Below are 25,975 nucleotides of genomic sequence, written 5' to 3' on the forward strand. Positions count from 1 at the left end.
TAAAAGTCTTGGTTAACCAAGACTTTTACTTATGTAATTTCAATTATCACAAACTCGCACCAAATCAAAAACCAATCCAATTTATTAGAGCCAATTACCAACCAAAATAAAGGAAGCCCAAAAGTATGGATGCTTCAAATTGATGTCACCAGAAACCTGACTTAGAGAGATTGCTGGCAAATTACCAATCCCTTTGATCTTTCCTCCTTCAATTTTCACTCTGCCTTCTAAGAGATCTAATTGTGCTTGCTGAATAGCGATCGCTTTACTCTTCGCCTTAGGATAGTAATTGTAAAAATCCAACATTAACGGTGTTGTACCTGCATCACTCACTGTCCATAATGACGCGAGAACACTCTTTGCTCGATAAATTAGAGCTGTTCCACTAAGCCCCAAGTTTTTTCCTACTGCGGTCTGACATGCACTTAGAGTAAGCATTTCAATTGGCTCTTCTCCCATTCTGATTGTACGAAGATCACTTAATTTAAGTTTCTCATTCCAAAACTGAATAAATGCACCATCAGAGACATCGCTTAGAAATTGAGCATGAGAAGCTATATGTACAATTCCATAATTTTTTGTATTTTGCTGCTTCTTAAGATTTTCAATTGTAAATTTCTCATCAAGAAATATATCTGCATTTTCAGTCAGTATTTTCGAGGAAATAAGCTTGGTTTCTACTTCTACGTTCGGTAAAGCTACAAAATCTTTGGTAGCTTTTGTTAATCCCATGACGAGTATTTTTGAGTTGCGGCGATCAGGTATTTTCAAATTTGCTAATCCCATTGATGGCACTGTTGCCGTGGCATATTTCTGAACTAGAAACTGATTGCCATCATGCAATGCTCCTATGGGAATTGCGCGCAACGATCCATCCATCACAAAAATCAAGGTTTTAACTTTTGCACCTTTTAAGTCACTATCAAGTGGGCGAATTATCCAGTTATATAGTTTCTGAGAGGACTCTAAATAGTCATTGCTACTAGGATCACGAATGGAATCTAGAAAACTTTGGACTGTTTCCGTTAGTTCATCTCGCTTAACATTAGGACTCACTTTACGAATCTCTTTACCAGATGGAGGGACAACGATAAGCTCAATGTGATCATCAAAAATAATAGGATAAATTACCCAAGACTGGCTATCAGTGATTTTTGAAGCTGTTTGTACATCTTCTTGAATTGAATTAAAGCTGACAGAAGGGGCTGATGAACATGTTTTAGAATACGCACATAGGGCATTAGTGATATTTGTATCAATTTTAGGAATATCACTAGTCTCCTTAGGTGGCAATTCAATAGGATTACAGAATACCCCTACTAAGCGCTCACAATTTGCCTCGACAGGAACAATGTCAACAGTATTAGTTGGGATATTAGTATTAGTGGGAATATCAGTAGTGGGAATATGAGGTGGTGGCGGTGGTGGTGGACCAAATGTACTCTGAGCGATCGCCTTTCCTCCAAAGCCTAACACTAAACTTATAGTTAATAAACACTGTCCAGAGAAAGACAATAACTTCAAAGGTATTCGTTTATCCCCATAAATTTGATAAGCCATACGATTTACCTCCAAAATTGGACAACAACATAGATAAATTCAAATTACTTAGCTCATGAATTATCAATCATATTGTGGGAATATATATGCTTAGTATGCCCCCTTTAGTTTTATTTATAATCATGATACGTAATTAATAGATGCTATTTTTTGACAGTGAAATATGGTCAAAATCAAAGTAACTGAAGCAATCAAACTTATGTGATATATGACTATCTAAACGCATAAAAAGTTGCAGTAAATTTATCAAAAATTTTCCAGTATTTTAGGAAATAATCCAAAATGGCGCTTTTAAAGCACTATCAAGCAACACAGCACATTGATCTAAATTAACAGAGAGACTTTTGAAAGCGCGGCAAAGCCGCGCTTTCAAAAGTCTCTCTGTATTACTTCAAGCTTTCACAGGCTGTAAGTTAAGAAAAAAGTATTGAAAATTTAATTTTTATAACCAGTTACCAACCAAAATGAAAGAAGCCCAGAAGTATGGATGCTTCAAATCAATATCTCCTGTTATCTGACTTAAGGATATTGATGGTAAATTACTAATGCCTTTAATTTGACCTGATTCAATTCTAACCCTTCCTTCTAAGAGATCTAATTGTGCTTGCTGAATAGCGATCGCTTTACTCTTTGCTTTGGGATAATAATTGTAGAAAGAAAGCATCAATGGGGTGGTTCCCGCGTCACTTACTGACCAGAGTGAAGCTAATACACTGTTTGCCCCATAAGTTAGAGCCGTACCACCAAGACCTAGATTTTTCCCAACCGCAGTCTGACAAGCACTCAGTGTTAGCATATCAATTCTCTCTTTACCAGATCTAAGTGTGCGAAGATCATCAAGAGATAGAGTCTGATTCCAAAATTGAATGAACGCTCCTTTGCTCGTATTACTCAAAAACTGAGCGTGAGAAGCAATATGGACAATTCCATATTCTTTCTTGTTTTGTTGATTCTTTAAAGTTTCAATCGTAAATTTATCATCCAGAAATAAATCCCCCCCATCTGGCAAAAGTTTAGAGGTAATTACATTAGTTTCTACCTCTACATTTGGCAAAGCCGAAAATCCCTGCTTGGCTTGGGTTAATCCCATTACGAGTATTTTTGAATTACGGCGATCGGGGATTTGTAAATTTGCTAATCCCATTGATGGTACTGTTGCTGTGGCATATTTCTGAACTAGAAATTGCTTTCCATCATGCAATACTCCTATGGGAATTGCACGAAGCGGACCATTCATTACAAAGATTAACGTCTTAATATTTGTTGCTTGTAAATCTTGATCAATTGGTCGAATCAGCCAATTGTAGAGTTTTTGGGCTGGCGGTAAGTAATCCAGACTAGTAGAATCTTGAAGTGCGTCTAGTAAATCTTGGACTGTAGCCGTCAGTAAATTAGGTTGGGTAACATTGACAGCAATTTTACTGCCTTCCTTAAGGAATGACTGTTTTTGACCAATGTCTTGCAGGGGAACGCTTTTACGAATTTCCTTCCCTGAAGATGGGACGATGACAATTTCTACATGGTCATCAAAAGTATCCAGATAGATCAAAGCGGTTGGGCTACCTGTTGCTTGCTCGGAGCTTTGAATTGTCTTTTGAATAGACTCAAAATCTATCGTAGGCGTAGAAGGACAGATGCCAGCATAGCCACAAATAGCTTGCGTTTCTTGGTCGTCAATTTTGCGAAGGACAATATCTATTGGTTTCTTCGGCGTACCACTACAGATACTATTAGTAAGGCGATCACAAAGTCCCCCATCTGGAGGGAAAACTATAGGTGGTTGCGGCAACTTAGGTGGATTTGAATCAATCGGGAAATCGTACTGAGCAATACTGCGCTGTACCTCGGAATTCACACTACAAAATATAGCGATTGCAGCTATAAACCCAACTTTAACAAACAAAGAAGTTTTTTTCATAAATATCTTCTATCCAATAGTCGCAATTTATTTAGAAGGCGCATTTTGATATTTGTTTAGAATGAGATAGTTGTGCGAAGCGTACCTATCGTAATTGCATCACTGGTTGCTGTTTGGAGAGGATTGAAGACGAAGATTAAACCAGGAGTAATCGTAATATGATCTGTCAGTCGATAGCGATAGAATAGCTCAACATGGGTAGTTGTATCAGGCTGACCACCTGCACCGAAAGTAGGCAAACCAATAGCACTAGGCAGATTCCTTTCTTCTAAAGTACTGCTCGTAATTTTTGGAGGTTGTCCCACATAAATACCAGCCAGATTTCCCTGCTTAAATAAATCAGGGAAATTGAGATAAACCATCCAGTTCCTAGTGTCCACTGTCCCTGAAGTTCCAATCACTGCACTAGAAGATGTATATCCACCCCAAGTTCCTACGGTTACATAGGGATTGATCCGCCAGTTAAGGGTTGCACCAATTGCATCAGTTAAAAAGTTAAAGGCGCTAGAGGAGGTAATTACACTATCACCAATACCCGTCTTAAGAGAACCGCCATTTGTATAAGCATGAAGATAATAAAGCGCCACATCAACATTATCTGTAGGCATCAATGTAGTTTGTAAACCAGTGACATAGGAGCCACCAAATAATCCACCATCATTAGGATTCGCAGGATCGCCAGCAGCGTATACTCCCTGTAAACTGATGCGATCGCTCAACTGCCAGTCAAATCCTACACCCGCAGTTCCAGATCCCAACCCTAAAATGGGATTCCGTTGAGCAAAGGCAGATAGCGGGCCTGCTCCAGAACTTTCAAAACGGTTAGGTCCTCGGAATACAGCACTAGGACTTACTCCTGCGGCTCCGATAATTAAAGCAGCATTATCACTAACTTTAAATCTATAGGACAAATCAGAGAGTGAGAATTGATTATTACTACTGCCTTCGTAGCCAAGTAATGTATAGGCATCCCGTAAGGGCAAACCTGAGAAAAGGGATAAATTACTAGAACTCAAGCTAACTAATAAAAGATTGCGATTGGCAAAGTCAAACTGAGTGAGAAATGTTAGCCCAAGACTATAACCAAATGTTAAATTGATACCTTTGTCAGATTCATCATCAACATTACGAATACCATCTCTAGGTAAAACATCCGAAATGTTAGCAAAGCGTCCTTGTAAACCCAAGATAGCTTGCCCATAGAGTTTGGTAGTTGGGGAAAATTGCTGGGCTTCTAGTTTAGTAGTTTTGGTCGCTAATTTATCTAGGCGATCGCGTAAGGTCGATAGCTCAGTGGCAAATTCTTCTTGCAGTTTTTTGATAGTAGCGATATCCGCTTGACTAACTTTATCTGCAAAACCTGTAGCCATGATCTCATTGATTTTAGCTAAGCAAGCATTAATCCCTGATGCAAATTCATATCTTGATATGGATTGCTGACCACGAAATGTCCGATCAGGATAACCCGCAATACATCCATAGCGCTCAACTAAAGTTTGCAATGCCGTAAATGACCAATCCTGCGATCGCACATCACTCAACTGAGAAACTGATGTCACTTGCTCTGTATTTACAGGGGCATTCACAGTTTCCAAATTCTGAGTCTTGATAGGCTTTAACTGAGATTGGGCGATCGCTGGTTTGTCAAATCCCATGAGAGATAAGCCTATGTATAGTAAACCTACCCCAGCCACAAAAAATAGCCTGAATATTATTTGCATCTGTATACAGCAATCCTAATTTAATGTATTGGGAGATTTTGGCTTTTGTAGGCAACAAACTCTTACTTCACTAGTATGAAAAACACCATACAGTCTATTTAGTTTTTATCTAATCTGGAGAAAACATTGAAAAGCCTGATTAGCAAGCTTTTCAATGTTTTCTCTGGCTTTTAATAGAGAGGAAAGCGTTATATGCGCTGGTATTCTACAGTAAGAATTTCAAAATGCCGCATCTAAATTATGAGGAAGCATATATGCTTTACACACCACCTTGGCATCTGACTAATGGGTTACTGATGACGCTGTATGTAGCGTTAAGAGTTAGCCAAAAGTGGGAAAACTTTACGGTTGAACCAGAACCTATTTATCAAGAACATATTTTTATAGGTGCAAATGGAGTTCCTATTTTTGGTAAATACGCAATTCCTCCCAATGCGAAAGGAACTATAGTGGGAACCTATGGCATTACAGGCGACCTCGATAATCAATGGTTTCTCAAAATTCTTGGTCGTAAGGCTTTTGCCAAAGGATATGCCGTAGTTTTATTTGATTGGCGCGCCCATGGTAAAACTGCCGAGCTTTCTCCGACCCTGACATCAGATGGACTCTATGAAGGCGAAGATTTTATTCGCATTGCTAATACTACGAAACAATTAGGATGTCCATCACCATTTTGGCTAACAGGATATTCGCTCGGTGGACAGTTGGCTCTATGGGGAATTAAGGCTGGTGAAACGATCGCTAGTTGGGGTAGTGATATAGCAATTACATCTAAGGATATTGCGGGCGTTGCAGTGATTTGTCCTAGTGTGGACTCAAATCGATCGCTTACTTATTTAGTTAAGGATGAATTAGGTAGATTCTTAGAAAAGGCGATCGCTCGCGAACTGAAGAAATTGGCTAGAGGTATGGCAAAAATACATCCTGAAACAATTGATCGAGATGCCGTAGAGCGGGCTAATAGTATTTGGGGATTTGATAATGAGTTGACGATCGCAAAACTAGGATTTTCCACGGTAGAGGAATATTACGATGCTAGTTGTCCTTTATATTTCATGCCACATTTACAAAAGCCCACACTCATCCTATATGCCCAAGATGATCCGATGTTTGACCCATCAATTGTTGCAGATTTAGAAAAAATTGCTCAAGAAAATTCTGCGATTAAACTGATGGTCACACAATATGGTGGTCATGTTGGTTATGTCAGTAGCAAAAAATGTCAACACCAATATGGCGATCGCGATCGTTGGTGGGCATGGAACCGCATTTTTGAATGGATTGAATCCTACTCCATTCCCAGTGAATGAGTATCTTGCTAATGAAAGAGCAACCCTTCGGGTTGCTCTTTCATCAACGTCAGTTCGGGTTAAGCTGGTAAATTTCAAAGCCCATTTCAAATTATCCAGAACTGACGTTTCATTAGCAAGATGAATTTAAGAAATTAGAGTTTTGGTAGTATCCTGCTCAACTATTGGTTGAGCAATTAAACCAGCTAAGCGTTTTGACTGCGAAAAAACACGATAGTTGTCTAGATTCACATCAGGAAAATCATTTTCCAGATTTTTCATTTTCACTAAGCTATAGTCTGTATCTTCATCAAAAATTGCCAAGGTGACATTTAAAACATCTAAAAAGCTAATAAAATAGCGACATTCAACTTCATCATAGTTACCATAAAACTTGATTAGTTCCGCGATATAACTTTCTAGATACAAACGACTTGTGGGACAGATCAGTACAACTTTCAGTAATAGAACCACATATCCTAGAAAGTTATTGCCCTCTAAGGACAACTGTAAAAACTCAGATGGCTGGCGACGCTCATTTAATAACAGATATTGTAAAACTCGATTGCAGGCTACGTGCAATAAGCTACCCTTCATAAATTGGTCATTTTGATGTTCTTGAAAACGCCTAAACTTTTGGACTACAGTTAAGCGCATGATTTCAGGAATCTCTAAGTCATCTCTCGAAATACCTAAATAGTCGAGTAGATAATCTTTAAATTCCGCAAAAGTCATATCATCAACTTGGTTGCGAAACCTCTTAGCGATCCCTCTTAAGTCTTCATGACCATGCTTATTCAATACTTTTTTAATTAAAATCAGCACGCCATCCCCTAACGTAGTCGGATTTTGACGTTGGCTAGAAGATCCAGATTTAGACTCAATCCTAGCTGTATATAGGGCTAAATCAAACTTAAATTGCTTTTTGATTTTACGCGCCAAAATTTCTGCATATTGGCGTTGTTCTGGCGGCTTATTAAAATCTGTATATTCTGAAACGAGCAAGTAAGAGGAAAAGCGTTCGCTCCAATTATGATAGCTTTTGTATACTCCCGATCTCCCTGAGAGCGATCGCAAAGTTTTATATTCTTCAGATTGAACAAAGTTTTGCAGCCATTGCCTTAGCTTTTTGAGTTTATAAATCCTAGTAGGAATACTAATAGAATGTGACAAAAAAAGATCAACTAATTTCTGGCAGGCGCTAATATTACCATTGAGTGCCCAGTTGTTATTGAGGATATAGCAACAGCGCAAAAGTGTATTTTTAAACTCATGTTCTTTGCTATAAAAAATGATTTCACCTAAAGCATTATAGGCATTAACATTATCAATCTCTTCATAATTAATAAACAGCCTTTCAAATTGCCTTAAAATATCATCAACTTGATAATGTTTGATAATTGCCAAAAAGAAATTATAGATATACTGTTGGGCTTGCTCAAGACTACCCGAAGTTATATCTGTAACTTGTTCTTGAAAATGTTCAGATTCGTATTGGTTATAAAACTGTGCCATACCGATATATTCCTAAGCAACAGTAAAATCTCTCAAACATTAGGTTTGATCAATATTATACTAATCAAAAAAAGATGTGTTGAAGAATTGACTCAAAAATTCATCTAAAAGTTTCTTTGATTATGGGAGAACAATTCTCCTAAAAGTTTTAGGCAAAAGAAAACAGGATAAATCTTGCAAAGATTTTAGAACCAATAATTTTGTAGATTTTAATGGCAACCCTTTTCCTTAGAATAAGGTTTGGATATTTTTAGTTTGTCGAAGATAAACCAAAAATATTAAAAATCTAATAATTATGTTTATGGCTTTTTGATTTTGTCACTATAGCAGTCCTAAATCATTTGTAGATTTTGGGGTTTGTGGAAGTGCACCCCTTCGGGGTGTACTTCCACAAACCATTTAGAATTGCTATAGCTATGTGGTTATGACAAAATTACGCCAAATTTACTACTAGACTACGAGGACGCACTACTTAGGATATGTTGTATAACACAATTCAATAATGATCAGGTATTTACTCAATGTATTTGCCTAAAAAAATTGCACTGATGCGTTAAACAACCAAGAGAAAAAAGAATTTTCAAGTTCTTTGAAACGAATGAACTTTACATAGAACTTAAAAATAATACTACTATCATAGTTACCGAAATATTACTAGATCAATTGAGAATTTTTAAGAATAATAAATCAAACTATCTAATGTCACGCTAAAACCACTGAAAGTATTGCAAAGTTTCAATCTTACTTACACCAAATTATTTCAAGTCCCATAAATTTGCCAAATAAGGTACATAGACGGTATATAAGCTGTATAACTTTGCTATCGCTAACCTCAAGAATCTAAACTAAATATTAAGATGCCAGCTTTTAAAATTTTTGATAATGATATTGATTTTGAAACCCTACAAGAATATCTCAGTTGTGAAGCGATCGCAGTTGATACGGAGACGATGGGTTTAATTCCTAGGCGCGATCGCTTATGTTTAATCCAAATTTGTAACGATGCAGAAATTGTGAGCTTGGTCAGAATTGGACTAGGCATCAAAGAAGCTCCCAACCTGAAGTATTTGATGGAATCGCCTGAGCTGACTAAGGTGTTTCACTTTGCTAGATTTGATGTCGCCATGATGGAAGCCCATCTAGGGATTGCCACCCATCCAATTTTCTGTACCAAAATTGCTAGCAAACTGGCAAGAACATACACTGACAAACATGGACTAAAGGAACTCGTTCGCGAATTAGAGAAGGTGGAACTAGATAAAACATCTCAATCTTCGGACTGGGGGAATGTACACGCACTATCTGAGGATCAATTGAAGTACGCAGCTAATGATGTGCGCTATCTTTTGCCTGTATATCGCAAATTGATCGACATGTTAATTCGCGAAAATCGCTACGAATTAGCCAAAGCCTGTTTTGCTCATATTCCTACAATCGTATATTTAGACTTGCTCGGCTATGCGGATGTGTTTGCCCATTAAACAACGCCTATAAACCTTGGGGATGGCAATTTCCGATCAACCAAACCAAGAAAAATTTTGAAAACGTTGCTTCGCAACGTTTTCAAAATTTTTCTTGGTTTGGTTTTGAGCGCAAAGCGCTGTAGTACAAGCTTCAACAGTCTGTAAAACTATGATTGTACTTTTTGCGACTACGATAAAAACCAAAAGCATAAAGAATTATTAGTTCAGACAAAGCAGTCAAATTATTTTGCTGTATCAAGATTACGAGCTATACCTCTATTTATGCAAAATCACACCATTAAAGGATTTCGAGCCAGTTTTTTAGATGCGATCGCCGATCCATTTTATGCCCCAGAGGCTAGCTGTATTCGATATTTTCCCGATGGTTTGTTAGTTGTTGAACAGGGCAAGGTAAAGGAGCTAGGAAATTATACGGATCTCCAAGATAAATATAGAGATCTGCCCATTACCCATTATCCCGATCGCCTCATTGTCTCAGGATTTATCGATACGCATATTCACTTTCCTCAAACAGAAATGATTGCTTCCTATGGTGAGCAGTTATTGGAATGGCTGAGTACTTACACTTTTCCCACTGAAAAGAAATTTGCCGATCGCAATTATGCATCGAAAATCGCTTCTACATTTCTGGATGAGTTACTGCGAAATGGCACAACTACGGCTCTAGTATTTACAACCATTTTTCCGCAATCAGCAGATGCTTTTTTTGAAGAAGCACAGCGACGTAATTTGCGGATGATTGCAGGGAAAGTGATGATGGATCGCCATGCCCCAGACTTTTTGACCGATACTGCCGAGTCATCTTACATAGAAACAAAACAGTTAATCGAGAAATGGCATAAATGCGATCGCCTACTCTATGCAGTCACTCCAAGATTTGCCGTTACTTCTACTCCAGAGCAATTAAGTAATGTCAGCAAACTATTGACTGAATTTCCTGATGTGTATTTGCACACGCATCTATCGGAAAATGTCAAAGAAGTTGCCTATGTTGAGGAAGTTTTTCCTGAGAGTGCAGGTTATTTAGATGTTTATGATCAGGCAGGCTTAGTAGGTGAAAAATCGGTTTTTGCTCATGGGGTGCAGCTTACTGATCAGGAATTCGCGAGACTATCTGAGGCAAAAGCAGCGATCGCTTTTTGTCCAACTTCAAATATGTTTTTAGGAAGTGGGCTTTTTAAAATTGAAAAGGCAAAGTCGCAGGAAACTCCAGTAAAAGTGGGTCTAGGTACTGATGTGGGTGCAGGAACGAGCTTTTCAATGTTAAAGACTGCTTGCGCCGCCTATCAAGTCGCACAGTTGCGATCGCAAAAGTTATCCGCTTTTCAAGCTCTATTTCTCGCCACCTTGGGCGGCGCAAAAGCATTATGTCTTGAGGATAAATTAGGAAATTTCGAGATCGGCAAGGAAGCTGATTTTGTAGTGCTAAATCTGCGCTCAACACCAATTATGGCGTTAAGAAATAAACCTATCGATTTAGAGCATCCACCCACCCTCGCGGAAATATCCGATCAGTTATTTGCCACGCTCATTATGGGAGATGATCGTGCGATCGCTGCAACCTACATCATGGGCGAATTAGCCCACCAAAAATAAAAGGCGCTATGCGCCTTTTATTTTTGGTGAGCTTTGAGAGAGAGTTTGCCATAGCAAACCCTCTCTCAAAGCTCACTTTAACTCGCGTTAAGAAAGATAAAAGGCTCTAAGCGCCTTTTATTTAAAACTCTGCGCTTTGAGGAAAACGAGGGAATGGAATCACATCGCGGATATTGCCCATGCCTGTAATGAACTGAACTAAACGCTCAAAACCTAGACCGAATCCAGCGTGAGGCACAGTACCATAACGACGTAAATCGAGATACCACCAGTAATCCTCAGGGTTTAGCCCCACACTGCGAATTCTTGCTTCCAAGACCTCAAGGCGTTCCTCACGCTGCGAACCACCAATGATTTCGCCGACCCCAGGCGCAAGAATATCCATAGCTCGCACAGTTTGGCGATCGCTTGCCGATTCATCATTTACGCGCATATAAAACGCCTTGATCCCCAAGGGATAATCCATCACAATGACGGGCTTTTGGAAATGCTCCTCAGCGAGAAACCTTTCATGCTCCGATTGTAAATCTAAGCCCCATGACACAGGAAACTCAAAGGTTTTGCTGCTCTTTTCGAGAATCGCGATCGCCTCAGTGTAGGTAATCCGCTCAAACTGCTCATCGACAATCTTGCGAGCATTTGCCATCACCTGATTATTTACCCGCTCTTGGAAAAACTCCATATCTTCGGGACAGGTTTCCAACACATAATTGAAAATATATTTGAGGAAATCCTCAGCAAGATCCGCATCGCCTTCAAGATCGCAAAAGGCGACTTCTGGCTCAATCATCCAAAACTCGGCAAGGTGTCGCGAAGTATTCGAGTTTTCAGCACGGAACGTGGGGCCAAAGGTATAGACATTAGAAAAGGCAGTTGCCATAATTTCTGCCTCTAGCTGACCACTCACCGTCAAGAAGGCGGGCTTACCAAAAAAGTCCTGCGAAAAATCCACAGGCTTTCCCGATGTCGCCAATTTATTTAAGTCAAAAGTGGTCACACCAAACATTTCGCCAGCCCCTTCGCAGTCACTGGCGGTCACAATTGGCGTATGTACCCACAAAAAACCACGCTCTTGGAAAAATTTATGGATGGCAAAAGCACAGGCATTTCGCACCCGAAATACTGCCCCAAACATATTTGTTCGGGGACGTAAATGGGCGATCGTCCGTAAAAATTCGATCGAGTGACGTTTTTTTTGTAAAGGGTAGGTCTCAGGATCGGCAGTGCCAAATAGCGCGATCGCATTAGCCTGCATTTCCACCCTTTGACCTTTACCCATAGACTCCACTAGAGTCCCTGATACCTCAATGGATGCACCTGTAGTTATTTGTTTAATTAGCGTTTCATAGCCATCAATTGTCTGAGGTAAAACAATTTGTAGCCCTTGTAGCGACGAGCCATCATTTAACTCCAAGAAGGCTATTCCCTTACCTTCTCGTTTAGTCCTCACCCAACCACGAAGTGTGTATGAGTCATTAGTCTGACCATCACGTAACAGGTCAATAATTCTTGCAGATGTCATACGCTAGAAATAACCGCTAGAAATAACTGTGAATAGGCTATGGAGCTATGAAATTAATCAGTGAAATTAATGATTACAAAGCTCAGGCAAGTATCCTAACACTTCAGAGCATGACATCGATAGAAACCCCTAGATGTTCCCCTTGAGAACGATTCCCCAGTAATTAAAGCTTGACATTAGCTTGCGAATTAACGTGAAAATTAGGTTGAAGTGGCTTAATTCTGATATGCCATTTCACGGATCAATGGTAGGCGATCGCTAATGTAGTGACTGAGATCATTTTGCTGATGAGAATCGAGAGCAGAGCGTTGTTTGACTTGATCAACTAACCAGCTCATGAGACCGTCATCATCAAGATTCAAAAGGAGATTAGGCTGTGCTTGGTTAACTGAGTCCCAGAAGAGACGTATAATAGCAGGTGACATGTTTGTTTACCTTAACCTTAATATTTTCCTAACAATCTATAGGTTAGTACATTTCTACGTGAGTACTGTCAAAATTCACACAAAATGAAATAAAAAACACCTCCCCCAAGATTGATTGAGATACCTGACAGTAACAAGAGAGCGTAGAAACTATACTGGCAAAGAGTTTTTACTTTTGGTGTCGCAGATAACTTCTATAAATATCTACACAAAACGTGTCATTAATTCATTCATAATTGGTCGTCTTCAGTAGGATCGGGGTGTGATTGTAGTGATCCCCGTATGTAGTGTTTTGCGCTTTCATCAAAACTAGATTTTTATATTAAGAAGGGTGACTCTGTGAGTCACCCTTCTTAATATAAAAAAACTGCTATCTTTAGCACTACCCATCTTGGAGAGGTATCGTTGGAATTATGGCTAGGCAAGTAGAAATTTGGAACGATCGCGCAGAAATTGCCAACCGATCATTGATGCTATGTCAAATCGCCTATGATGAGGCGATCGCAAAGGGTGAAAGATTTACCATTGTTGCCGCAGGTGGTAGCACCCCTAAGGTTTTATATGAACTCTTAGCCAGTAAGGAATGGGACTGGTCAAAGGTGCATGTTTTTTGGGGAGATGAACGCTATGTCCCTCCAACCGATCCCCAAAGCAATGAGGGCATGACCCGCCAAGCATGGCTTGATCGCGTAGCAATCCCTGCGGCAAATATCCATGCGATTCCGACGGACAAAGATGATCCTGCGATCGCTGCTGCCCAATATGAGCAACATATTCAAGAATTTTTTGGCGTGAGTGCAAGTGAAATCCCTCAATTTGATCTAGTTTTACTAGGGATGGGTGACGATGGTCATACCGCTTCGTTATTTCCCCACACCCCCGCCCTTAAAGTTGGCGATCGCCTTGTCACAGTTGGCTCAAAAGATGGGCAGCCAAGGATCACCTTGACAGTACCACTCATTAATCGGGCTAAAGAAATTATTTTTATGATTGAGGGGGCAGCTAAAGCTAAAGCACTCAAGGCAGTGCTAGCACCTAGTGGGGATGTAAACCAATATCCTTCACGTTTAATTACTGGTAATACGATTTGGCTATGCGATCGTACAGCCATGAATCAAAAGCAGCCATAAAAGAAGAGGCGATGCCAAGCATCGTCTTAATCCTTTATCGCAATAAAAACTACAGCTTCGACTTCGCTCAGCTAACTTACACCGAGGGCTGAGCGAAGTCGAAGCCCATCTACAAGTTATTTAAAACAGCTATATGTCAAAGCTCAATCCCCAACAATACGAGCGGCTCAGACGTGAAGCCAAATCCCCTTATCGGGGTTTACGCATATTTATATATATTGCTTTTGCAGGATCGGGACTAATTGGCGCAATTATTTTTTTAGCAAGGCTCATCGCAGGCAATGGCGAGCTAGAAGCCAATTTAGGAAACCTTACCTTACAAATTGGTGTCCTAGCGTTAATGATATGGCTCTATCGAATTGATCGCAGTAAATAGAAAAGTTCTGAACTATATCTTAAAAATACAAGTACAACATTACCATTCCTATAATTTGGAGCAGTATAAATGCCATAAAATGCTTGATCTTGCCTCACAATGATTTTAGATCATGTTGTTATAATGTCTGGATATTTAGAAATCTCCTTTGAAATCTAATTTAAAATAGGATTTTCTATTTGCCTTCTTTGGCAACCATAGCAATCCTAAATAATTCATAGTTTTTGACTAGCTATAAAAGAGCATCTAGCATTGTGAAACTTTTATAGTGAAACTGGGTTTTCTATATATATAAATCCTGTCTGTATCACAAAGCAATTGTATTTATTACAGCGTTTTGTATTAATCCAATAGCCTAAGAATTTTTGATACTTAGGCAAATCTATTATTTCAAAAATCTCTTTGTCTGTCTTTTGCTTGCAAAAGTCTATAAGAGTTACCAGTTATAGCATTTTGCAAATGATTACATAGTTATTTGCAAGCCAATCTCAATCCTAGAAATAGTTTTGAGTTTTCATTTCGCTTTAGGCAAAATGAAAATCGCTATAGTTTAATTTGATATTTTTTAATTTAGTAATATTAAAGTTTCATATTAGGTTTGGGACGGCTTGATATGCAAAGTTGCAAGAATGCCATTGAGGAATTGGTAATTACGGAAATTGATTTCCAAATTTCGCATCTACCACAATATCGACGAGACCAGATTAATGTCAGCGAAGTTGCTGCCTATGCACTCAATCGGCTACCTCCAATGTATGCAACATCCAAATCAGGATGGATGCGACAACGCAAAAAAGCCGCCACGGAAATGCGGTCACAGATAGAGTCAGCCGTGCGTCGCGCCCTTACTAGCGTCAAGCCAGATGCCCTGCGAGATTCTCGCCCTTTGCCATCCCAAGAGGTGGCAAATCATGCCCGATCGCTTGCCGATCTCCAACAAATCTTAGGTGCTGAAAATGCTTCTTGGTTAGATATTCCCACAGCATTGGAGAATGCGTTACTAACGATCAAGCTCAAAAGCTCAGTTAGTAACACTTACATGGTGCTGAGTAAGCGAGAGGCGATCACCGGCAAAGATGAAACTGTTTTTGATCGCAAACCACCAGAAATTTCTTGGAAAGGGAGACAAATGCGAACATCGACCAGTTTGGCGCAGGATGCTCAAAAGGCAAGAGACTTTCAAACTTATATGGTGGATGTCAATTATCAGTTCAGCAATGTTTTAGAAAAACTGGTACTTTCCCTTGCCTATCATCAAATTCAAAAGCTACATCCTGCGATCGCGGAAACGGTTGATTTAGGTGAAGCAACTGCCTATGTTTTAAATCGTCTCCCCACGATGTACGCCACTACCGAGAAGGGATATCGAGAATTACGATTGCGGGCAAGGGAAGTGTATGGCAAAGAAGTGGTTGCAGTCCTGAAGGAGGCGATCGCTGTCTGTGTCGAAACTCCCAACTTACAAAAAGTGCCATTGCCTCTTGCCCGTTTTGAAGCAGAGCTAGAGGAAGCTCTAGAGCAAATACGCTGGATTCTGCAACGTGATGATATTAACTGGCGCAATGCTCCCTTTATCGTTGAGGAATGTTTACAAAAAGCGGTGAGTCATGAGCTTGAATGGCGCAAACGCAGCGACTATAACTATCCCCATCATGTCTAAAGTAGCGTCAGGCTGACCATTTCACGTCATTTGCGCTGTGCTTTGCACGGCACAAATGGCTACGAAGCTCGCATTTTTGTCCACAGGTCTTTGTATTGCTGAATTGTGGGTTGTGACAATGGTGCTAGTATTTCACTTTTAGCTAAAATCTCTTGCGGGAAAAATTTGATGGGATCGGCTTTGACACTGGCAGGCACTTGCTCTAGCTCACTAGATGGACTGACTGCATCGGTTAAGGCTGTAATTTGAGCAGCGATCACAGGGGTCAGGCAAAAATTCATCCATGCGGCGGCTGTAACTGGCACTTCTCCCGTTGGCATTACCCACATATCGCTCCATAGCGCTGTTCCGTCCTGAGGAATTACCACTTTAAGGTTGGGGTTTTGGCGTTGTGCTTTGTACATATCGCTCGTCCAACCTACCGCTACTAAAGCATCATCCGCTAATAGCGACTGTAAGTAGTTATCAGAGGTATAGGTTAAAACTTGCGAATGTAGACTTTTGAGTTCTTGGGTCAACTTGGCGAAGATTTCCTGATTTTCTGCTAGGTTCTCCTGTTGGTAGGATTGACCGATTTTTTTTAAGACGAGACCAATCACTTCACGAGCATCATCGGGTAAGGTCAGTTTCAGCTTCAGTTCCGATCGCCAAAGATCAGACCATTGCGTAATATTAAATTTGAGTTTATCACTGCGGTAAGCGATCGCTGTTGCGCCCCAACGATAGGGAATCCCCCAGACTTGGTTGTTGCGAGTCACACTTTTTTGCCAAATTGGGCTAAGTTTTTGCCATTGAGGAATTTTGGCTAACAAGTCAGGAGCAATTGGCTGAATCAATGACTGAGCGATCGCTAAATCCAACCAAGCATCACCGAGGCTCGTCAGATGTGGTGCTTTATCTTTAGAATTTGGATAACTTTGTAGCTCTTGCCAAAGTTTCGATGGTAAATTCTCAGCTTTAAACTCCGTCTTGAGTTGCGATGTAGATTCAAATTGGTTAATTACCTTGCTAGGGATTGCGCCCAGTAGCCCTGTAATTTTTAGGCGATCGCGTTGATCGAAAGGATTTGACAATTGACATCCCCCAATGGAAGCGATCGCTGCGCCACCTAAAACTAGAAACTTACGTCTATCCATGAATCTTCTAAACCTACAGCACTTGCATAACTATAGAGTTTTTCATTTTGCTTACACAAAATGAAAAATCAAATCCAGAGAAATTTTGGAAAAGTCCGAGAGCGAACCTTTCCAAAATTTCTCTGGATTTAATAACTCCTCAATTAAAACAGAAAAAGAGTGAAACGCTAAGCGTTCCACTCTTTTTCCTAAAAGTGTTTAAGCTTATTTCACGAATGGGCGCATTAGCAGATAGCCAGCACCAAAGGAAGTCAGCACGATCGCGACAATTGTTAAGGTTAAAACCCAACCACTTAATCCTGTCGATTCACTAGCCTCTTCCATAGCCTCAGTGCGAAGAGGTCGAGAAGATACTTCTTCTCGAATTTCTAGCTTCGGTAATACTTTAGGAATCGGTGCGGGTGTTGGGGCAGGATTCGGCGCATCAAAAGCAGCAAAAGAACTGTCGTAATACAACGTATCACCTAATACTGGTTCATTAGCAGCTTGCGGCGCTGAGTCCGTAGCTAGTTGTCTGGCTCTAGAAATAGCCTCTTGAATAGCATTAGTTGTTTGCTGTACCGCAGCCTTACGAGGACTAGCTGGAGCAGGCTTATCAGCAGTGCGGGGTTTCGCCGCAGGTGGACGACCCTGTGGATTGCTCCGAGATGGTGCAGGATTAATCTGGGAAGAAGCCCGAATACCAGCTAAAACTTCTGAGAGTTTAGACTCTGGCAAATTTGATTGTGTGAGAATCGACTGCACTCGATCCGTGGCTTGGGCGATCGCCTCAAACTCTTGCAATAGCATTTGATTTTGCTTAGCTAGCTGCTCATTTTGCAACTGAAAAAAAGATAGCTTTGCTTGAGTCGATTGCAACTCCGCAGCCAGTTCTCGATACACAGTAACAGGGACTGAGGCCTGATAACCAGATGGGGCGGTCTGATAACCAGATTGAGAGTTTGTAGGTTTAGAGACTGGATTGGCTTGCATAGGCGATAGCACCTTAGACTGTAAAAAATTTAGTCGCGACTATAGCATATGATTAACTGATTTGTTTAACTAAAGCTCAAAATTTAGCAATTACCATTATCCAAATTAGTTTTACAGAGATTTACACCACCTCAAAATCTCAATACAGCGCAAAGCGCTGTATTGAGATTTTGAGAGATTTTTGAAAGCTCGGCTTCGCCGAGCTTTCAAAAATCTCTCTTTACTACTTCAAACTTCAACAGGCTGTAAGTAGCTAGGAAAATTAAATATAAAAACAAAAAACTGTGGCATAAACTGCACATGCACCACAGTTTTTAAATCTGTTTTTTAATTATGTTCCGCTACTTAATGCTTGAAGGGTTGGATTTTATTTTGGCAAATAATAGAGATTAAATCATGCTTCTATTACAGTTCAGCACTTCCCACTATTGCCGCAAAGCACGTCTAGCTCTTGGCTATAAACAAATTCCCTATCAAGTCGAAAACCTGACTCCCGGTTTACATATTTTCAGGGTTAAGCCACTATCAGGTAAAAAGACTGTGCCTGTATTACTTCCCCAACAAAAAAATTGTCCTGCCGTAGTTGCTGATTCCACTGAAATTATTCGCTTTCTCGAAGCCTATCAGCCTAATCCCCCACTTTATTTAGAAGATGATCTGCAACAACAAGAAGCCTTAAGATTGGAAGATTATTTTGATGAATCCATTGGTACGGCAGCAAGGTTTGTGTATTACCAGTTTCGTGCTAATGATGGTAAGCAAATCGATCCTTCATGGATGAGTCAGATGGTAATTGCCATCGTCCGATCGCAATATGGCATTAATGCAGACTCGGCAAAATTAGCAGCTCAAAGGATCGATGAAGCGATCGCAATGTTAAGTAAGTTTTGGCAAGATGGCTACTTAGTAGGCGATCGCTTTAGTGTCGCTGACTTAGCGGCAGCAGCATTACTTTCTCCCTTAGGCTTAATTCCCACCTATCGTCGTGACTATCCTTGGCTGTTTGAACGCATCACCGAAATTCATCAGCTTTGTCACGAACCTTTACCAAAAAATTGGGAAGCTGGGCTTAAATAATTTGCATAAGTTCTCGCAAACATAGCATTACCAAACCCCAGAAGAGAGTTGCGGCGCAAAGCGCCGCAACTCTCTTCTGGGGTTTATACCGATTCAATAAATCAACGATAAAAGCCAAAGTAAACTAGAGAAAGTTTTGAAAGCGCAGCTAAGCTGCGCTTTTAAAACTTTCTCTGGGTTTTAATTCCGCACAATATGCTGCATCAATCAGTCAAGTGTAAAAAAATGCAACATAAGGATCAATGACAAATTGGTGTTAACTTATTGGTGTTACTTTAGAGAATATCCAAAAGTTATCTAAAAACGGTATTCTTCATCTGCTCAGCGTGAAAACAAGTGTTTTTTAGATTTCTTAGAGAAGATTAGTGCGAGTAGTCATATGGCTGTTAATGTTAGTGAATCTTTGTTTGAGCAGATTCTCGAATATCTCCGAGCAAGGACAGAAGCAAGCGATCGCGTTGCTCAAAATCTGCTTAAAACATTAGAAACCCTGATATCCAGTAGTGAATCCTCAAGGTCTAGCGCCAAGTCTTATGGTGAGCCACCTGAGGATCTCGCCCCACAATTCGGACAAAAACTATTTGATGCATGGAAAGAGTTAGCGGATCTCCAAGTTGGCGAAAATTATTGGAGCTATCCTGTCATGTTTGAGGATATTGCCGAAATCATGGAAATATCCGTTGATCGGTTTGTCCAATATCTTGCCAATGTGCAGATCGGGAGTTTACAGCTTATTCAAGGTAGGGGATATAACTATCAAGTGAATGGACAACAGGCTGCATCACTGACCTTTCACTCTGCCCCAACTCTCAAAAAGGCAGCGATCCCCAGTGTGTCCGACAAAAAACAGGATGCCGTCGCCAAAAATAAAACTTTTAAAGTTGGCGATCGCGTCTGTGTAAATGCTAATCGTCAGCAATATGCCAATCATAAGGGAATCGTTGAGCAGGTGATTAGTGTCAGTTGCCGTGTCAAATTAGATAATGGCTGGACAGCATTTTTACCAAATCATTGTTTAGATCATATTTAGATTTTAGGATGGTTGGCACTTTGCACCCATCCTAAAATCTAAAATATTACTCTGTTTGTGTTTTGCTATCGGCAAAATGAAAACCGCTATAGCTGGTCATGTATGGAAAATATCACCTTTGAAGAAGCGATCGCATATACCGAAGATTTACTCTCCCACAGCAATCTTGATGAGGCTAAACTAGAATCCCAAATTGCCGCACTTGTGCAAACCGTTAATGGTGCAAGAGGTTTTTTTGTGTGCTTTTTAACTGGAGAATGGACAATCGCGGATGCACCCAGCGCTCCTGTAATTCGTGCATTGCAATCGACTCCTGATGCGATCGCGGAACTCCTTGTCAAAAATCTAGCCATGTCCACAGCAATGGCAATTACCCACCGCCGAGCAGGAAATACTGAACAAGCAGAAGGTTCCGATCGCGTGGCTAAGCGTACCGCACTTTTGATTGAGAAGGTAGATATTCTAGAAGTGCGAGCAATTGCTACACAGGTTCATGATACCGCGCTTGCAAATACTGGTGAATATGTCGCTTTTCTCGAAAAATGGGGATATGACGCTGAGCAAAAACAAGCGATCGCTAATGTATTAGCCCAAATATTAGACCAAGTACGCGCTAATGATTGAATCAAACACCGTCGATCCTTTATTTGCCGAGGCGATCGCTCAGTTTAATAATGGAGATTATTACGCCTGTCACGATACATTAGAAGCGATTTGGAATGATGCTTGGCAAAGCGATCGGGCTTTTTATCAGGGGATTTTACAAATTGCCGTCGGTCTATATCATCTCCAAAATCACAATTGGCATGGAGCCACAATTCTCTTAGGAGAAGGTACAAGTCGCTTACCTGCATATCTTCCAGATTATCAATCCATAGATGTCGAGACTTTACTGGAAGACAGTTTAGAAATCTTACGCGCTGTCCAGATAAGTGGCAAAGAAGGAATTGGTGATATCTTAAAAAGAATTGAGCAAGGTGATTTAAAAATCCCTAAAATCTAGATATGCGGCGCAAAGCACCGCATATCTACTAATGTATATCGTAACCAAATAAATTAGGATCAGCTCCATCAAGCTTAATGTCAGCTAAACCATACTCTGCCCAACGCCTTGTAACCATATCCGCCACATCAGGATCGCTCTCTAAAGGATCACCCCAATCGCGATCGGTTTCAGGATAAATTTTGGTAGTGGCATCAATGCCCATGCGTCCGCCTAGTCCTTCCTTCTCACAGGCAAAGTCGAGGGAATCGAAGGGGTTGTCGGGCAGAATAAACACATCACGGGTGGGGTCAACCTTGGAACTGAGCGCCCAAACCACTAAACGCGGATCGCGAATATTGATCGTATGGTCAACCACGATCACAAATTTGGTGTAGGTAAACTGAGGCAAGGCACTCCAAAAGGCAAGAGCGGCGCGGCGTGCTTGTCCGGGGTAAGCCTTTTTAATGGAAATAATTGCTGCTTTATAGGACAGCGCTTCCATTGGCAGGAAGAAATCGGTAATTTCTGAAACTTGCTGGCGGAGGATGGGGGTATAGATCCGATTTAGAGCGATCGCCATCATTGCTTCTTCCTTGGGAGGCAAGCCGCTAAAGGTGGTGAGATAGATGGGATCTTTGCGATGAGTCATGCAATGGAAGCGAATCAGAGGCGCTTGATCATTAATGCCTCCGTAATAGCCCATGTGATCGCCAAAAGGGCCATCGGTTCCCACTTCATGGGGTGTAATCGTTCCTTCCAAAACATATTCCGCACAGGCAGGAACTTCTAAATCGAGGGTTTTACATTTGGTAAGCTGTACGCCTTCATTGCCATAGAGTCCTGCAAAAATCCATTCCGATAAATCCACAGGAATCGGCGTTGCAGCCGCCATGATTAAGACTGGATCAACCCCGATCGCGATCGCAATTTCGAGTTTCTTGCCCGCCTCAGTCGCCTTGCGTAAATGCCTCGCACCACCACGCACTGACAGCCATTGCACCGTCATCGTTTTTTTGGACTGCTGCTGCAAACGGTAAACCCCCACATTCGGAATCCCATTCTCAACATCCTTCGTAATCACTAGCGCCAGCGTCACTGCACGACCACCATCTTTAGGATAGGGTTTGAGAATGGGAATCTGATCAAGATCTACATCATCACCTTGCAATACTATTTCTTGACAGGGTGCATTCCCAAAGAGAAGCTTCTGGGGACGTGACTTCACCACATCAAAGAGAATCTTCCCAAATTCGATCGCCTGTGAAATTTTCTTCGGTGGCTTTGGGCTTTGTAATTTGCCCAATTTCTCACCTAGAACTTCTAGTTCTGATTGTTCTTTCATACCCATTGCCCAGCAGACGCGCTCTACTGTGCCCAATAAATTCACAGCAACTGGTACGTTATAGCCTTTGACATTCTCAAATAGCAGTGCGGGTCCCCCCGATTGCAATAGGCGATTACTAATCTCAGCAATTTCTAACTGGGAATCAACTTGGGCTTTGACACGATGTAGTTGTTTGCGCTCTTCGAGCAGTTTGAGAAACGATCGCAGGTCACGGGTCATAGGGCTATGGGGAATACTTAGGCAATTAGTCAGTACCCTATTGTAACTAAATGTTACGTTTATTTCCCGTTAATCATCTGTTATGGCTCTAGCCAAGTAAAAACCAGAAGAGAGTTGCAGTGCAAAGCACTGCAACTCTCTTCTGGTTTTTGTTTTTGTCCTAACATGACTAGCTACTTAAGATAAGTAGCTGGGCATAATTAAAAGTCAGATTCAAAAGCTATGGCGCACGCACAGCGTGCGCCATAGCTTTTGTTTTTTTATATTTAATTGCGCCTAGCTACCTATGCCTAGCTACCTATATAGATGTGTCCGTATAAACCCAGTAACTATAACTACAACTCTTATCTTCAAAATTAAAGTTGTAGCAGTCTTTTTCAATGGAGAAATATTCTGCGGGACAGTCTGCTTCTGCAATATTGGAGGATATGGTTAAGTTGAGACTAAACTTTCCATCTAAATCAGAGTAATTCTTAAAGTACTCTGGGAAATAAGCTGGTCGTTTTACAATATCGCGAACTAACTGGGTGCAAGGTATACTCTTTACCTTTTTTGGCTGACTAGTTCTTGAAAGACTGCCTCCACTGGCACTAATCTCAATGAATTCGCGCCCATTATAAAGAGTTAGGGGATCATTATCGTAGTAGAACAAACCCTGAAATGCTCCTTTTTCCGTCCACCAAACTAACTCGAGTATTTTTTGAGTTTCAGGAAACGTAACTAGAGTAAAACGCCCTTCTTCTGGTAGGTTTTGACTATTCATCGCTGATATAGCAGTATTTCAATCCGCTAGTAACTCATTTTACAATATAGTGCTTCCATGAAGTATGGGTTTGTTTGCCTGTCTTCGGTGGATCTGTATCGCGATTGCCTGAAAAGCACTATATCTAGATCCAGACTATTCTTTAAGTAGATAGAACCAATTAAAAAATAGACCCAAGATATGGCGTAAGTTGCTCTTACGCCATATCTTGGGGTTTTATATTTAATGGTGCAATGAAAACATTTAACAGTCACGATCAGAAACTAATCCATCGGGTAAAACTGTCTTACACAACTTTGCTTTTGCTAGTTGCGAGTCCGAAATGGTTGCACTGGTGAGATCAGCTTCTGTCAGATCAGTCTTATCGAAAATTGCATTCGTAAAATCAGTAAGCAACAATTTCGTATGCTTGAAATTAACATGGCTAAGATTCGCTCCATTCAGATTAGCGCGACTCAGATTTGAGAAAGTAATGCTAGAGCCAATTAAATTAGCTCTACTCAGATCAGAAGACAATATAAACGTATAGTCTAATTTGCTAACGGGTAAATATGCCCCAGTCAAATCGCAAACTTGGCAGGTTTGCATAGTTTGTAACTTGACAATATGGCTAGGGTTCGCGGCTATTGCTGGTAAGGGAAACAAAAGCAAAATGATAAGTAGCGCGATCGCCGAATAGATGCGATATTTCATAGCTAAAGTTCTCTTAGAGTTAAATTTTAGAGATTTTGGGTATTGTGGAAGATCGCCCCAAAGGATCACTCTTCCACAAAATATTTTTGATTAAAGCGTAAATCACCATATTTAATCAATCGTCACAATGACGGGAGTATGATCGCTCGGTTGCGTTAACTTACGTGGCTCAACATCGATTTCACAAGCAGTTGCCCTTTCGTAGAGAGATTCCGTCAAAAAATGATAATCAATTCGCCAGCCACGATTACGTGAAAAACCTCCAGAACGATAATCCCACCAGCTATAGTACCCGCCATCCGATTCAAACTTCCGAAATACATCCTTAAATCCCAGATTCAAGACTTCTGCTAGAGCCTCTCGCTCAATATCCGTGGACATTACCTTTTTCTCGCGTCCCTTAGGATCATAAATGTCGATATCAGCGATCGCCACGTTAAAATCGCCGCAAATCAGGACATTAGCATTTTTGCTGAGCAAAGTTTGCAAATATTCTTTTAAGAGCTTCAGCCAGCGTAACTTGTAGGCATATTTATCACTATCGACCTCAGAGCCATTGGGGACATACATATTCACAATTTGGACATCGCCAAATTTAGCCGCAATCAAACGCTTTTGGTCATCTAGGCTAGGGTCAGCAATTTCTCCCAATACCGAAACAAAGCCAGTTTGAATATTTTCTAAAGGCGATCGCGAAATTATTGCTACTCCGTTATAGGATTTCTGACCATAAATATAGGTTTGATAGCCCAAATCGGTAAAAGGCTGATGGGGAAAGTCCGCATCAATTACCTTGGTCTCTTGTAAACACAACAGATCGACATCAGGATTTGCCTGTAACCAATCACAAACATGATTGATCCTTGTGCGAACTGAGTTGACGTTCCAAGTTGCGATTTTCATTAAATCCCTAAATCTCTGTTGCCAATCAAAAATTTTCATAAAATTAAGTGTCTGGGCAAAATTAACAATCAGAGTTAAAACCTGTGGCGCACGCGCAACGTGCGCCACAGGTTTTAGTTTTTGATAATTATGTCCAGCTATTTAGCAAGGTAGCACAAATGCTAAGCCCCTAATCTAGCAATGTGGCACAATGTGAACAGCCCAATTTAGATTTTGTAAATTTTGAGTTTGCCCAACATGATTTCTCACAACTACATTGCCGAATTAATTCGTACTGCTTTACCCAATGCCAAAGTTCAGGTTGAAGATCCTAATCATGATGGTCAACACTTTGCTGCGATCGTGGTTGCTGAACAGTTTGAAGGCTTATCAATGATTAAGCAACACAAATTAGTATATGGCGCAATTCAAGAACATCTCGACACTGGCGCAATCCATGCCCTACAGCTAAAAACCTATAGCCTCTCTCAATGGGAAAAGATGCAAGTTCAAGTTCTCTAAAAATCAAAACCCAAGCTAAAGGTGGCGGCGCAAAGCACCGCCACCTTTAGCTTGGGTTTTATGTCCGAAGTAAGCTTAGATAAAAATCTACAATAGAAGAGTTGCGGCGCAACTCTGTTTCAGATTTTGTTATCTTTAGAAATTTCCCAATCTTG

At 40.6% G+C, this 25,975-nt stretch carries 23 protein-coding genes; 11 read left to right on the forward strand and 12 right to left on the reverse strand.

Annotated elements, in window-relative coordinates; all coding sequences use genetic code 11:
- Nucleotides 1-84: 84 nt before the first annotated feature.
- From HC246_RS05220 to HC246_RS05230, 3 genes are all read right to left on the reverse strand, one after another.
- Nucleotides 85-1,560: a CHAT domain-containing protein gene (locus tag HC246_RS05220; protein ID WP_169362469.1), complete on the reverse strand. Its 1,476-nt coding sequence runs from the start codon at nt 1,558-1,560 to the stop codon at nt 85-87.
- A gap of 442 nt (nt 1,561-2,002) precedes the next feature.
- Nucleotides 2,003-3,478 (reverse strand): CHAT domain-containing protein, encoded by a 1,476-nt coding sequence (locus HC246_RS05225; protein WP_169362470.1) that lies wholly within the window; start codon nt 3,476-3,478, stop codon nt 2,003-2,005.
- A 56-nt stretch (nt 3,479-3,534) separates the two neighbouring features.
- Nucleotides 3,535-5,199, reverse strand: coding sequence for an iron uptake porin (locus tag HC246_RS05230; protein WP_169362471.1), 1,665 nt, complete (start codon nt 5,197-5,199; stop codon nt 3,535-3,537).
- A gap of 224 nt (nt 5,200-5,423) precedes the next feature.
- Between HC246_RS05230 and HC246_RS05235 the strand changes: the two genes are divergently transcribed.
- Nucleotides 5,424-6,509, forward strand: coding sequence for a YheT family hydrolase (locus HC246_RS05235; protein ID WP_225902915.1), 1,086 nt, complete (start codon nt 5,424-5,426; stop codon nt 6,507-6,509).
- 126 nt (nt 6,510-6,635) lie between these two features.
- Here the strand turns inward: HC246_RS05235 and HC246_RS05240 are convergent, their stop codons facing one another.
- A complete protein-coding gene (locus HC246_RS05240) occupies nt 6,636-8,003 on the reverse strand; it encodes a hypothetical protein (RefSeq protein ID WP_169362472.1) in 1,368 nt (455 codons plus the stop codon).
- Nucleotides 8,004-8,854: 851 nt separating this feature from the next.
- Here HC246_RS05240 and HC246_RS05245 point away from each other — a divergent pair.
- A complete protein-coding gene (locus HC246_RS05245; protein ID WP_169364484.1) occupies nt 8,855-9,484 on the forward strand; it encodes a ribonuclease D in 630 nt (209 codons plus the stop codon).
- 264 nt (nt 9,485-9,748) lie between these two features.
- A complete protein-coding gene (guaD, locus tag HC246_RS05250; protein ID WP_169362473.1) occupies nt 9,749-11,083 on the forward strand; it encodes a guanine deaminase in 1,335 nt (444 codons plus the stop codon).
- Between the two features lie 121 nt (nt 11,084-11,204).
- On the opposite strand, the gene asnS is transcribed toward guaD, so the two are convergent.
- Together asnS and HC246_RS05260 are read right to left on the reverse strand one after the other, a co-directional pair.
- The gene (asnS, locus tag HC246_RS05255) at nt 11,205-12,605 is read right to left on the reverse strand and encodes an asparagine--tRNA ligase (RefSeq protein WP_169362474.1); all 1,401 of its coding nucleotides are present in this window, start codon (nt 12,603-12,605) and stop codon (nt 11,205-11,207) included.
- A 215-nt stretch (nt 12,606-12,820) separates the two neighbouring features.
- On the reverse strand, nt 12,821-13,030 hold the full coding sequence (locus tag HC246_RS05260) for a hypothetical protein (protein WP_126385449.1): 210 nt from the start codon (nt 13,028-13,030) through the stop codon (nt 12,821-12,823).
- Nucleotides 13,031-13,443: 413 nt separating this feature from the next.
- On the opposite strand from HC246_RS05260, the gene pgl reads away from it, so the two are divergent.
- The 3 genes from pgl to HC246_RS05275 all read left to right on the forward strand — a co-directional run bounded on the left by pgl (nt 13,444) and on the right by HC246_RS05275 (nt 16,196).
- Nucleotides 13,444-14,160 carry a 6-phosphogluconolactonase gene (gene pgl / locus HC246_RS05265; protein ID WP_169362475.1) on the forward strand — a complete coding sequence of 239 codons (717 nt, stop codon included), beginning with the start codon at nt 13,444-13,446 and terminating at the stop codon, nt 14,158-14,160.
- Between the two features lie 133 nt (nt 14,161-14,293).
- Nucleotides 14,294-14,536 carry a DUF3493 domain-containing protein gene (locus tag HC246_RS05270; RefSeq protein WP_169362476.1) on the forward strand — a complete coding sequence of 81 codons (243 nt, stop codon included), beginning with the start codon at nt 14,294-14,296 and terminating at the stop codon, nt 14,534-14,536.
- A 613-nt stretch (nt 14,537-15,149) separates the two neighbouring features.
- A complete protein-coding gene (locus HC246_RS05275) occupies nt 15,150-16,196 on the forward strand; it encodes a late competence development ComFB family protein (RefSeq protein ID WP_169362477.1) in 1,047 nt (348 codons plus the stop codon).
- A gap of 59 nt (nt 16,197-16,255) precedes the next feature.
- Here HC246_RS05275 and HC246_RS05280 read toward each other — a convergent pair whose 3' ends face one another.
- Both HC246_RS05280 and HC246_RS05285 read right to left on the reverse strand, forming a co-directional pair.
- Nucleotides 16,256-17,332: an ABC transporter substrate-binding protein gene (locus HC246_RS05280; protein WP_169362478.1), complete on the reverse strand. Its 1,077-nt coding sequence runs from the start codon at nt 17,330-17,332 to the stop codon at nt 16,256-16,258.
- 204 nt (nt 17,333-17,536) lie between these two features.
- A complete protein-coding gene (locus HC246_RS05285; protein ID WP_169362479.1) occupies nt 17,537-18,304 on the reverse strand; it encodes a hypothetical protein in 768 nt (255 codons plus the stop codon).
- Between the two features lie 396 nt (nt 18,305-18,700).
- On the opposite strand from HC246_RS05285, the gene HC246_RS05290 reads away from it, so the two are divergent.
- The 4 genes from HC246_RS05290 (at nt 18,701) to HC246_RS05305 (ending at nt 21,414) form a co-directional block, all read left to right on the forward strand.
- Nucleotides 18,701-19,381 carry a glutathione S-transferase family protein gene (locus HC246_RS05290; protein WP_169362480.1) on the forward strand — a complete coding sequence of 227 codons (681 nt, stop codon included), beginning with the start codon at nt 18,701-18,703 and terminating at the stop codon, nt 19,379-19,381.
- Nucleotides 19,382-19,760: 379 nt separating this feature from the next.
- Nucleotides 19,761-20,411 carry a hypothetical protein gene (locus tag HC246_RS05295; RefSeq protein ID WP_169362481.1) on the forward strand — a complete coding sequence of 217 codons (651 nt, stop codon included), beginning with the start codon at nt 19,761-19,763 and terminating at the stop codon, nt 20,409-20,411.
- A 102-nt stretch (nt 20,412-20,513) separates the two neighbouring features.
- Nucleotides 20,514-21,035: a hypothetical protein gene (locus HC246_RS05300; protein WP_169362482.1), complete on the forward strand. Its 522-nt coding sequence runs from the start codon at nt 20,514-20,516 to the stop codon at nt 21,033-21,035.
- Nucleotides 21,028-21,414, forward strand: coding sequence for a DUF309 domain-containing protein (locus HC246_RS05305; RefSeq protein ID WP_169362483.1), 387 nt, complete (start codon nt 21,028-21,030; stop codon nt 21,412-21,414). Before HC246_RS05300 ends, HC246_RS05305 begins: the two co-directional genes overlap by 8 nt.
- 28 nt (nt 21,415-21,442) lie before the next feature.
- On the opposite strand, the gene HC246_RS05310 is transcribed toward HC246_RS05305, so the two are convergent.
- From HC246_RS05310 to xth, 4 genes are all read right to left on the reverse strand, one after another.
- On the reverse strand, nt 21,443-22,960 hold the full coding sequence (locus tag HC246_RS05310) for a UbiD family decarboxylase (protein WP_169362484.1): 1,518 nt from the start codon (nt 22,958-22,960) through the stop codon (nt 21,443-21,445).
- A gap of 298 nt (nt 22,961-23,258) precedes the next feature.
- On the reverse strand, nt 23,259-23,723 hold the full coding sequence (locus HC246_RS05315; RefSeq protein ID WP_169362485.1) for a hypothetical protein: 465 nt from the start codon (nt 23,721-23,723) through the stop codon (nt 23,259-23,261).
- Between the two features lie 243 nt (nt 23,724-23,966).
- Complete coding sequence (locus tag HC246_RS05320) at nt 23,967-24,416, reverse strand: pentapeptide repeat-containing protein (protein ID WP_169362486.1); 450 nt, start codon at nt 24,414-24,416, stop codon at nt 23,967-23,969.
- A gap of 111 nt (nt 24,417-24,527) precedes the next feature.
- On the reverse strand, nt 24,528-25,319 hold the full coding sequence (gene xth / locus HC246_RS05325; protein ID WP_169364485.1) for an exodeoxyribonuclease III: 792 nt from the start codon (nt 25,317-25,319) through the stop codon (nt 24,528-24,530).
- A gap of 237 nt (nt 25,320-25,556) precedes the next feature.
- Between xth and HC246_RS05330 the strand changes: the two genes are divergently transcribed.
- Nucleotides 25,557-25,820: a BolA family protein gene (locus HC246_RS05330; RefSeq protein WP_126385673.1), complete on the forward strand. Its 264-nt coding sequence runs from the start codon at nt 25,557-25,559 to the stop codon at nt 25,818-25,820.
- Nucleotides 25,821-25,975: the final 155 nt, after the last annotated feature.

Origin of the sequence: Pseudanabaena yagii GIHE-NHR1 (genome assembly GCF_012863495.1) — a bacterium.
In the GTDB taxonomy this organism is placed as follows: Bacteria; Cyanobacteriota; Cyanobacteriia; order Pseudanabaenales; family Pseudanabaenaceae; genus Pseudanabaena; species Pseudanabaena yagii.

What these genes read in the sequence shown, in the direction of transcription:
- HC246_RS05220 (WP_169362469.1), bottom strand. Translation starts at nt 1,560, where the DNA reads ATGGCTTATCAAATTTATGGGGATAAACGAATACCTTTGAAGTTATTG.
- HC246_RS05225 (WP_169362470.1), bottom strand. Translation starts at nt 3,478, where the DNA reads ATGAAAAAAACTTCTTTGTTTGTTAAAGTTGGGTTTATAGCTGCAATC.
- HC246_RS05230 (WP_169362471.1), bottom strand. Translation starts at nt 5,199, where the DNA reads ATGCAAATAATATTCAGGCTATTTTTTGTGGCTGGGGTAGGTTTACTA.
- HC246_RS05235 (WP_225902915.1), top strand. Translation starts at nt 5,424, where the DNA reads ATGCCGCATCTAAATTATGAGGAAGCATATATGCTTTACACACCACCT.
- HC246_RS05240 (WP_169362472.1), bottom strand. Translation starts at nt 8,003, where the DNA reads ATGGCACAGTTTTATAACCAATACGAATCTGAACATTTTCAAGAACAA.
- guaD (WP_169362473.1), top strand. Translation starts at nt 9,749, where the DNA reads ATGCAAAATCACACCATTAAAGGATTTCGAGCCAGTTTTTTAGATGCG.
- asnS (WP_169362474.1), bottom strand. Translation starts at nt 12,605, where the DNA reads ATGACATCTGCAAGAATTATTGACCTGTTACGTGATGGTCAGACTAAT.
- HC246_RS05260 (WP_126385449.1), bottom strand. Translation starts at nt 13,030, where the DNA reads ATGTCACCTGCTATTATACGTCTCTTCTGGGACTCAGTTAACCAAGCA.
- pgl (WP_169362475.1), top strand. Translation starts at nt 13,444, where the DNA reads ATGGCTAGGCAAGTAGAAATTTGGAACGATCGCGCAGAAATTGCCAAC.
- HC246_RS05270 (WP_169362476.1), top strand. Translation starts at nt 14,294, where the DNA reads ATGTCAAAGCTCAATCCCCAACAATACGAGCGGCTCAGACGTGAAGCC.
- HC246_RS05275 (WP_169362477.1), top strand. Translation starts at nt 15,150, where the DNA reads ATGCAAAGTTGCAAGAATGCCATTGAGGAATTGGTAATTACGGAAATT.
- HC246_RS05280 (WP_169362478.1), bottom strand. Translation starts at nt 17,332, where the DNA reads ATGGATAGACGTAAGTTTCTAGTTTTAGGTGGCGCAGCGATCGCTTCC.
- HC246_RS05285 (WP_169362479.1), bottom strand. Translation starts at nt 18,304, where the DNA reads ATGCAAGCCAATCCAGTCTCTAAACCTACAAACTCTCAATCTGGTTAT.
- HC246_RS05290 (WP_169362480.1), top strand. Translation starts at nt 18,701, where the DNA reads ATGCTTCTATTACAGTTCAGCACTTCCCACTATTGCCGCAAAGCACGT.
- HC246_RS05295 (WP_169362481.1), top strand. Translation starts at nt 19,761, where the DNA reads ATGGCTGTTAATGTTAGTGAATCTTTGTTTGAGCAGATTCTCGAATAT.
- HC246_RS05300 (WP_169362482.1), top strand. Translation starts at nt 20,514, where the DNA reads ATGGAAAATATCACCTTTGAAGAAGCGATCGCATATACCGAAGATTTA.
- HC246_RS05305 (WP_169362483.1), top strand. Translation starts at nt 21,028, where the DNA reads ATGATTGAATCAAACACCGTCGATCCTTTATTTGCCGAGGCGATCGCT.
- HC246_RS05310 (WP_169362484.1), bottom strand. Translation starts at nt 22,960, where the DNA reads ATGACCCGTGACCTGCGATCGTTTCTCAAACTGCTCGAAGAGCGCAAA.
- HC246_RS05315 (WP_169362485.1), bottom strand. Translation starts at nt 23,723, where the DNA reads ATGAATAGTCAAAACCTACCAGAAGAAGGGCGTTTTACTCTAGTTACG.
- HC246_RS05320 (WP_169362486.1), bottom strand. Translation starts at nt 24,416, where the DNA reads ATGAAATATCGCATCTATTCGGCGATCGCGCTACTTATCATTTTGCTT.
- xth (WP_169364485.1), bottom strand. Translation starts at nt 25,319, where the DNA reads ATGAAAATCGCAACTTGGAACGTCAACTCAGTTCGCACAAGGATCAAT.
- HC246_RS05330 (WP_126385673.1), top strand. Translation starts at nt 25,557, where the DNA reads ATGATTTCTCACAACTACATTGCCGAATTAATTCGTACTGCTTTACCC.